The organism is Oleiphilus sp. HI0066 (genome assembly GCF_001635725.1).
In genome coordinates, this window is record NZ_LWFH01000250.1 from 1 (window position 1) to 909 (window position 909).

Genomic DNA, 909 nt, shown 5'->3' on the forward strand with positions numbered 1-909 from the left:
AATTGCCTAAGTGTTTCTTTAATCCGNGGCTGTAATGATAATACGCACCTTCGATTTGCTCTTCATAAAGCTTAAGCGTAACGCCAGTCACATTGCTTGGCAGTACATCTAGGATCTTATCTTCAAGGTATTTAGAGATGCTTTTCGTGTTGACTGTTTTGGCGTCAAGCAACACGACAGAGTCTTTCGGCGACTCATGTTCAAAGTGACCGAGCTGAGAATCCCAATTTAGACGGACTTTATGCTGAGATTGCTCGATCGACAGGTTTTTCAACTGTGTTGAGATAACAAAACGATGATCAACTTCGGTATCTATGAGTTGTTTAATTTGCTTTTTAACGTCACCAAAATCAAACACCATACCTTGATCATCAAGCTCGCCCTGCAATTCAATATCAACAATCCAGCTTTCTCCCATAATGCCGCGTTGAGCGTCGAAATATGAGAAGTCGATGACTGTTAAATTTTGAACAAAAAGGCGGTTCATGGCGAATCCTGTTTGGTAACCAAATGGTCAATGAATAGCGCTGCGGAGTCTACCAAAGTGTAGGTTTAAAACCACTTATTTCCCAATCAAACTTACACTTTTAATGCAGCGCGCTGGAGGATACTCGCTTGAGCGTAGTTTTGGATGACCTGTTTGGCTAGATCATTAATCAAATTGTCTTCAATCGTGACTGAAAGGCGTTTATTTAAAACTGTTAAACTGGTTTGTTCTTCTTCTGCCAGATCTGCTGGAGGAGCGTAATTATTATGGACTAACTTGTCGCATAATGAATTAATTGGAAACACGCGATAACTGCAATGCATTTCGCGATCTATCTTTGAAGCAAACTGACCATAGATGTCTTGCCCATGGGCGTTTGTTCCATCAAGCGACACCGGAGCTCCAAAGTGAACATGTATCTG

General features: G+C 41.3%; 2 protein-coding genes. Both read right to left on the reverse strand.

What is annotated here, in order from left to right:
• The coding region (locus A3738_RS03890) for a 6-carboxytetrahydropterin synthase (protein WP_197473565.1) at positions 1-487 on the reverse strand (487 nt) is incomplete at its 3' end.
• Positions 488-579: 92 nt separating this feature from the next.
• On the reverse strand, positions 580-909 hold a 330-nt coding region (locus A3738_RS03895; RefSeq protein WP_231876525.1), incomplete at its 5' end, for a hypothetical protein.